Below are 6,735 nucleotides of genomic sequence, written 5' to 3' on the forward strand. Positions count from 1 at the left end.
GGCTTTGACCCGCAGCGACGAGGCCCTTGCGATCACCCGCGGCCTCACGCTCGGGCTTTGACCCGCAGCGACGAGGTCCGGGCGATCACCCGGGGCTCGGGCGACGTGACCACCGCGCCGGTGATCACGTCGCCGCGCAGCCGGCCGAGGAGCAGCTCCACCGCGTCGGACGCCGCCCGGTCCAGATGGAGGTCGACGGCGGTGAGCGGCGGCTCGCAGGTACGGGCGCGCAGGCCGTCGTAGCGGGTGACGACCATGACGTCGTCGGGCACGGCGCGCCCGCTGTCCTTGATCGCCCTGACCGCCCCGACGGCGAAGGCGTCCACCAGCGCGCACACGGCGTCGGTGCCGGGATGCCGGGCGAGCAGCTCCGCGCACGCGGCGTGGCCGGCCTCCTCGCCGCCCGCCTCGGGAGCGGTCGCCACGACCGGGGTCCACCCGTACTCCGCGCAGATCCGTTCGTACGCAGCACGGGCGTCGACCGCCGCGTGCCGCTCGCCCGCTCCGATGATCAGCGCCGGCCGCCGGGCGCCCTGCTCGTGCAGGTGGGAGAGGAGGAGCTCGGCGACGAGCCCGCCGTGCAGATCGACGTAGGGCGCCGTCTCCTCCGGCGACACGGGCCTGCCGAGAGCCACGTACGGCAGCCCGCGTTCCTTCAGATCGGCCACGGCGGCGTCGTTCACGTCGGGCTCGACGACGATGGCGCCGTCGATGTCGACGGAGTGCAGGCCCGAACCGGACTGCACGGGCGGTACGAGCACCAGCGCGTAACCGTGCAGCAGGGCGCTCTCGGCGGCGGCAGCGGCGATCTCCATGTAGAACCCGAGCCGCGACGGCCCGGCGGCCACCGCGACCGGCATGGACGAGGCGAGCGCGATGGCCTTGGCCTGCCCGCGCCGCAGCCGCTGGGCCCGCAGGTTGGGCCGGTATCCCAGCTCGGCGGCGACCTTCTTGACGCGTTCCCGGGTCCGGGGGTCGACCTTCCCGATGCCGTTGAGGGCGTGCGACACCGTGGTGCGCGAGACCCCGGCGGCAGCGGCGACCTCGGCGATCGTCGGCGGTCGGGAGCCGGCCCCGGACGTGGACATCTCCGACACTCCTCATACGCTCGTGGACAGGCGCCGTCCCGCCTGCCGCCCAAGATAGTTCAACCGGGTGGCCTAGAGTGCGGGTGTGCCGTCGTACAGCATTGGGCAAGCCGCGCAGCTGCTCGGAGTGAGTTCGGAGACCGTTCGCCGGTGGGCGGACGGCGGCAGGCTCGGCATGGAGCGGGACGGCTCCGGCAAGCGTGTCATCGAGGGAACGGCCCTGGCCCGTTTCGCGCAGGAACGGGGTGCGGGGCTGCACGCCGTCCCGGAGGACGACGTGTCGACCTCCGTGCGCAACTCGTTCGTGGGGATCGTGACGGCCGTCCGGGTCGACGACGTGGCGGCCCAGGTGGAGGTCCAGTCGGGCCCGCACCGCCTGGTGTCGCTGGTGACGCGCGAGGCCGTGGAGGAGCTCGGGCTCGAGGTCGGCGTCACGGTGACGGCCAGGGTGAAGTCGACGAGCGTGCACATCGACGTGCCCTGAGCACGCGCGGAATCACTCACGAGAGCACTCACGGGACCACCGCGCGAGTCACCGGATCACCGACGGCGCCGCTCCGGGGCCGCCGGCCGGCCCCGGGCCGCGCCGGCGTACGGCCGTCAGCGGCAGAGCAGTGCCGCGCGCAGGTCCGCCTTCTGGCCGAGGCGGGACAGGTCCCGGCCGCTGAGGGCCTGGATGCGGTCGACGCGGTAGCGGATGGTGTCGACGCGGATGCCCAGCGCCTCGCGGTCCTCGCCCCTGCCCCGGAAGCCGGATCCGGTTGTGGAGGCGGAGGGAGCGAGGCCGTCATCGCGCAGATGACGGGACCCGGGTCTGCAGGACCGTGAAGGCCGCCCCGTAACGGGTCACCGACTGCCCCGAGGCCGGTCAGTAGTCGAAGGCGGCGAGGTGTCGGCGCAGCAGGCCGCTGATGTTCTCGCGGCCCCCGGTGGCCGGCAGCTGCGACGGGGTGTCCTCGCCGTTCGCCATGGCGAGGCTGCTCGCGAAGCGCACGAGGTGCGGCGCCGGCGCGAAGGAGTCGCGGAGCCATACGGCGAAGACGGCGGCCTCGTCTGCGGTCACGTCGGTGAGGGTGATGTAGGCGTAGTCGGGCTCGGTGATGGCCGCGGTGCCGTCCACCCACACGTCGGGCGCCAGCTCGACCTCGAAGTCCAGCAGGGTCATCTCGTGCACGCCGGACGTCCTGTGGCTGATCGTGGGCTCGGGGAACGCCTCCCGCATCGCCCGCTCCAGGGACTCCAGGGTGGCGCGCCAGGCTCCGCCGTTCTCCCTGGGGGGATAGAAGGCGATGTTCATGCGGATGTTCCGTTCGGTGGCCATGCTCTTCCTCGTTCTCAGGGGACGTAGCGCGTCGAGCCGGGCGTGCCTGTCATCGCCATCATGGACTGCCAGTAGGCGGCGTTGTCCCTGCCGTTCGTCACGATCTCCAGCCCCCTGATCTCGCTGTTCGCGGGGTTGGCCATGGCTTGCTTGTAGCGGACGAGTTCCCGCTCGTCATCCGCGTACAAGGAGTCGACTTCCGGGTCCCATGTGATCTTCCCCTGATTGTTGACCTTGGCGGGCTTCGCCAGCGTCTCCTCGACCCGGTCGAGCGTCGGCAAGCCCTTGTTCTTGCAGTCCGGGTCCCGTACGTGTTTCGCCTCGACGAGCTGTCCGTCGAGGGCGCGTATGCCGTCCACCATCAGTCCGAGCTTCTTTCCCAGCGACGGCACCTCCCGCTCGGGGTAGCCGGCCACGCGGAGCTGGTAGGCGTTGTCGGGATCGCCCGGACCGCCGCCGCCCGCGAAGCCACCGGGCTGGAGGCCATTCATCCACGCGCGGCCCTACTGCTGCTCCGCCGCTGTGAGCAGGCGCGTCGTGCCAGGCACCGGCGGAATCGGGTCGGCGGAGGGGATTGAGGGGTCGACCTTATTGCCCATCGGGGCGAGCGTCGGCACCTGCCCGGTGTACGACGCGAGCACGACCGGGACGGGTACGGGCGCCGGCGCGGGTATGAGCGGCGGCAGGAGTCTCGCCCACCACCTCGGGGAACTCCTGGCCGAGCCCCAGGTATCCGTGCAGTCGGCGCCGGGATCGCCCATCCCCGCGGTGAGATCCACCCTTCCGACCCAGGAAGGCGCGTTGCGCATCAGCCCCTTCCTCGTCTCCCCGAGGACGTACGAGCTGGCAAACGCCTCCCACGGGGGCGGCCCCCGCCGCTGGTGCGGGGACGTTTCCGCTCAGCTCGCCGGATGCAGCCCATCAGCTTGCCCACGCTGTCGAGGTCGGCGAGGCCGGCGGCCCGCACCGCCGACGGCGCCGCGCCGCGAACCGCCGCCAGGGCGCAACGGCCCTGGATGAACGCGGTGTTCAGCCCGGCGGGGGTCGGGAGGGGCTTGCTCGCCCCTGCGTGCAGGGCGATTCCTGGACGCAGGCGTGGCTCAGCGGCCACACCTCCCCCAACCGCCTCCTGACCTCGCACGTGGACTCCTTCTCGTGCGCGACGACCGCCATCGCCTCGCCTGCGGGCCCCTCGGCGACGGCGAAGGCGACGGCGACGAGAGTTGGCCAATGGGCCGGGACGATGTGAGGACTTCTCTCGTATCAAGCTCACAAATGCGGTGCCGGACGCGGAGTTCGAGTGGCAGACACGGTTCCCCGCCCCGGCAGTCGGGTATCACTGCGCGCAGCCGCCGCACCGACCGCCTACGAGGGGACCGACGATGAGCCGACCGAGCGCCGCACGCCGCGCCGTGCCCGTACCCACCGGATCCTTCGCGCTCTGGGGAGACGTGGCCCGCCCCGTCACGCTCACCGTCGCCGATCTGCGTCACGGCTGGGAGCAGCACCGGACCGAGGTCGTCTACGACTGCGCGAAGGACGGGCCGCAGCACCACACCTTCGTCGGGGCACTGCTGCGCGAGGTCGTCGACCGGACCCGTCCCGGCTTCGATCCCGTCCGGCGCAAGGAGCGGTCCAGATTCCTCCTGGCCGTGAACGGCGGCGACGGGCACCACGCCGTCCTGTCGTGGGCGGAGATCGACGCCGACTTCGGCAACGCGCCCGTCCTCCTCGCGACCCGCATGGACGACGAGGAGCTCGACACGGCCGGCGCCCAGCTCGTCGTCCCGTCCGACCGCTGCGGCGCGCGGTACGTCAGCGCCGTCACCGGTATCTGGATCGGCTCCTGCCGGCTCCCCGGCGCCCCGCTGTCCGCGTACTGAGACCGTCGGAGACTCCCCTCATCCCTTCCTACAACCACCCTCTCATTCGCGATGGAGAGTCCCACGACTTTGTTGCAGATGAGCGGGATCGGGACCTACGGTGTCGCATATGCAGTCCTACACCATCGGGCAGGCCGCGCGTCTGCTGGGCGTGAGCCCCGACACCGCCCGTCGCTGGGCGGACGCGGGCCGGGTCGCGACCCACCGCGACGAGAGCGGCAGGCGCGTGATCGACGGCAAGTCGCTCGCCGCGTTCTCCGTGGAGATCGCGCAGGGCGAGGGCGACGACGACGCGTCGTACACCTCGGCGCGCAACGCCTTCCCGGGCATCGTCACCGGGATCAAGCTCGGCGACATCGCGGCCCAGGTCACGATCCAGGCCGGTCCGCACCGGCTGGTCTCCCTCCTCACCCGTGAGGCCGTGGAGGAACTGGGACTGGAAGTCGGCATGCAGGCCACCGCCCGCGTGAAGTCGACCAGCGTGCACATCGACCGCACCTGACCACCCCTCACGCAAACCCGAGACACCTCGGCCGTCGGCGCGACCGGCCTTGCTCCCCGCACTTTCCGTACGTCCCCAAGGAGTTCAGACCGCCATGTCCCTCACGCTCACGCCCACGAGACGACGTGCCGCCGCCGCCGTCCTCACCGCGGCCCTGCTCGTCCCGCTCTCGGCCTGTTCCAGCGACGACACCAAGAAGGACACCGGCGGGTCGAAGGCCTCCGACTCCGCGAGCACCGCGCCCCAGGTGAACCTGACCGTGCTCGCCGCGGCCTCCCTCACCGACGTCTTCAAGACCGCCGGCGCCGCCTACGAGAAGTCCCACCCCGGCACGAAGCTCACCTTCTCCTTCGCCGGCTCCCAGGAGCTCGTCGCCCAGGTGTCGCAGGGCTCGCCCGCCGACGTCCTGGTCACCGCCGACACCAAGAGCATGGACAAGGTCAAGGCCGACACGAGCGCGCCGGTGATCATCGCGAAGAACCGCCTCGTCATCGCCACCGGTGAGGGCAACCCGCACAAGGTCGGCGCGCTGAAGGACCTCGCGGACACCAAGCTCAAGGTCGTCCTGGCCGCGCCCGAGGTGCCGGCCGGCAAGTACAGCAAGCAGATCCTCGACAAGCAGAAGATCGCGGTGAAGCCGGTCTCCCAGGAGCCGAACGTGCGCGCCGTGCTCAGCAAGGTCGAACTGGGCGAGGCCGACGCCGGCCTCGTCTACAAGACGGACGCCGACAGCGCGAAGGACAAGGTCGACGCGGTGGAGATCCCCGACGACCAGAACGCCATCGCCACGTACCCGGCCGCCACGCTGAAGGACTCCAAGAACGCCCGGGCCGCCGCCGCGTTCGTCGCCTGGCTGTCCTCGCCCGAGGGCCAGAAGATCCTCCAGGACTCCGGCTTCCAGAAGCCGTAACCGACCGGGATCACCCGGACCGCGAGGGGCTGTCCGCCCGGGGGGACGGACAGCCCCTCGTCCCCGTGCTCCGGGTTTCCAAGACTCCACGTCTCCACGTCTCCACGTCTCCACGTCTCCACGTCCTCCTGTCTTCGGGATCATCGATGAAACGAGCAGGCGCACGCCCCTCCGGCGCCCGGCCGCCCCTCACCCTGACGCTGCCCGCGCTGGTGGCCGTGGCCTTCCTGACCCTGCCGCTGATCGGCATCCTCGTACGGACGCGGTGGAGCGAACTCGCCGATCACCTGAGCTCACCGGGCACCGTCCAGGCGCTGAAGCTGTCGCTGCTCGTCTCCTTCTGGGCGCTCGGCCTCTCGCTGCTGCTCGGCGTCCCGCTGGCCTGGCTCCTCGCCCGGGTGCCGTTCCCGGGCAAGGCGTTCGTCCGCTCGCTCGTCCTGCTGCCGATGGTGCTGCCGCCGACGGTCGGCGGTGTCGCCCTGCTCCTCGCCTTCGGCCGGCGCGGACTCCTCGGGCCGTGGCTGGAGAACACCTTCGGCATCACGCTGCCCTTCCACACCTCCGGCGCCGTGCTGGCGGCGACCTTCGTCGCGATGCCCTTCCTGGTCATCAGCCTGGAGGGCGCGCTCGGCGGACTGCGGCCGCGCTACGAGGAGACGGCGGCCTCCCTCGGCGCCTCGCCGGTCCGCGTCTTCTTCACCGTGACCCTGCCGATGGTGGCGCCGGGCGTCGTCGCGGGCGGGGCGCTGACCTGGGCGCGGGCGCTCGGCGAGTTCGGCGCCACGATCACCTTCGCCGGGAACCTGCCGGGCACCACGCAGACCCTGCCGCTCCAGGTCTACCTGCTGCTGCAGGACGAGCCGGAGGCGGCGACCTCCGTCTCCCTGCTGCTCCTCGCCATCGCCATGGCCGTCCTGGTCGCCCTGCGCGGACGATATCCGCCCGAGGAACCCGTCCGACCGCCGTACGGTGTCACCCAGGGGCTTCTGGCCATCGACCTCCGGGCCGGCAGCCGGGTAGCTGACCGATCC

9 protein-coding genes are annotated in these 6,735 nt (G+C 71.6%); 5 read left to right on the plus strand and 4 right to left on the minus strand.

Annotated features, from left to right (window positions below):
• Nucleotides 1-44: 44 nt before the first annotated feature.
• A complete protein-coding gene (locus ACWEJX_RS31195) occupies nucleotides 45-1,088 on the minus strand; it encodes a LacI family DNA-binding transcriptional regulator (protein ID WP_451610777.1) in 1,044 nt (347 codons plus the stop codon).
• A gap of 85 nt (nucleotides 1,089-1,173) precedes the next feature.
• Here ACWEJX_RS31195 and ACWEJX_RS31200 point away from each other — a divergent pair, with 85 nt between their 5' ends.
• Nucleotides 1,174-1,572 (plus strand): TOBE domain-containing protein, encoded by a 399-nt coding sequence (locus tag ACWEJX_RS31200; RefSeq protein WP_451610778.1) that lies wholly within the window; start codon nucleotides 1,174-1,176, stop codon nucleotides 1,570-1,572.
• A 116-nt stretch (nucleotides 1,573-1,688) separates the two neighbouring features.
• Here ACWEJX_RS31200 and ACWEJX_RS31205 read toward each other — a convergent pair whose 3' ends face one another.
• From ACWEJX_RS31205 to ACWEJX_RS31215, 3 genes are all read right to left on the minus strand, one after another.
• Complete coding sequence (locus ACWEJX_RS31205) at nucleotides 1,689-1,886, minus strand: helix-turn-helix domain-containing protein (RefSeq protein WP_451610784.1); 198 nt, start codon at nucleotides 1,884-1,886, stop codon at nucleotides 1,689-1,691.
• Between the two features lie 70 nt (nucleotides 1,887-1,956).
• On the minus strand, nucleotides 1,957-2,409 hold the full coding sequence (locus tag ACWEJX_RS31210; RefSeq protein WP_451610779.1) for a hypothetical protein: 453 nt from the start codon (nucleotides 2,407-2,409) through the stop codon (nucleotides 1,957-1,959).
• 14 nt (nucleotides 2,410-2,423) lie between these two features.
• Nucleotides 2,424-2,900 carry a restriction endonuclease fold toxin-2 domain-containing protein gene (locus tag ACWEJX_RS31215; protein WP_451610780.1) on the minus strand — a complete coding sequence of 159 codons (477 nt, stop codon included), beginning with the start codon at nucleotides 2,898-2,900 and terminating at the stop codon, nucleotides 2,424-2,426.
• A gap of 891 nt (nucleotides 2,901-3,791) precedes the next feature.
• On the opposite strand from ACWEJX_RS31215, the gene ACWEJX_RS31220 reads away from it, so the two are divergent.
• From ACWEJX_RS31220 to ACWEJX_RS31235, 4 genes are all read left to right on the plus strand, one after another.
• Nucleotides 3,792-4,292, plus strand: coding sequence for a molybdopterin-dependent oxidoreductase (locus ACWEJX_RS31220; RefSeq protein WP_451610781.1), 501 nt, complete (start codon nucleotides 3,792-3,794; stop codon nucleotides 4,290-4,292).
• A 109-nt stretch (nucleotides 4,293-4,401) separates the two neighbouring features.
• The gene (locus ACWEJX_RS31225; RefSeq protein WP_403789146.1) at nucleotides 4,402-4,794 is read left to right on the plus strand and encodes a TOBE domain-containing protein; all 393 of its coding nucleotides are present in this window, start codon (nucleotides 4,402-4,404) and stop codon (nucleotides 4,792-4,794) included.
• Between the two features lie 94 nt (nucleotides 4,795-4,888).
• Nucleotides 4,889-5,704, plus strand: a complete 816-nt coding sequence (gene modA, locus ACWEJX_RS31230) for a molybdate ABC transporter substrate-binding protein (protein WP_451610782.1) — start codon at nucleotides 4,889-4,891, stop codon at nucleotides 5,702-5,704.
• A 146-nt stretch (nucleotides 5,705-5,850) separates the two neighbouring features.
• Nucleotides 5,851-6,735, plus strand: an 885-nt coding sequence (locus tag ACWEJX_RS31235) for an ABC transporter permease (RefSeq protein WP_451610783.1), incomplete at its 3' end; no start/stop codon positions are given.

Source organism: Streptomyces sp. NPDC004788, from assembly GCF_053601115.1.

What these genes read in the sequence shown, in the direction of transcription:
- ACWEJX_RS31195 (WP_451610777.1), bottom strand. Translation starts at nt 1,088, where the DNA reads ATGTCCACGTCCGGGGCCGGCTCCCGACCGCCGACGATCGCCGAGGTC.
- ACWEJX_RS31210 (WP_451610779.1), bottom strand. Translation starts at nt 2,409, where the DNA reads ATGGCCACCGAACGGAACATCCGCATGAACATCGCCTTCTATCCCCCC.
- ACWEJX_RS31215 (WP_451610780.1), bottom strand. Translation starts at nt 2,900, where the DNA reads ATGAATGGCCTCCAGCCCGGTGGCTTCGCGGGCGGCGGCGGTCCGGGC.
- ACWEJX_RS31220 (WP_451610781.1), top strand. Translation starts at nt 3,792, where the DNA reads ATGAGCCGACCGAGCGCCGCACGCCGCGCCGTGCCCGTACCCACCGGA.
- ACWEJX_RS31225 (WP_403789146.1), top strand. Translation starts at nt 4,402, where the DNA reads ATGCAGTCCTACACCATCGGGCAGGCCGCGCGTCTGCTGGGCGTGAGC.
- modA (WP_451610782.1), top strand. Translation starts at nt 4,889, where the DNA reads ATGTCCCTCACGCTCACGCCCACGAGACGACGTGCCGCCGCCGCCGTC.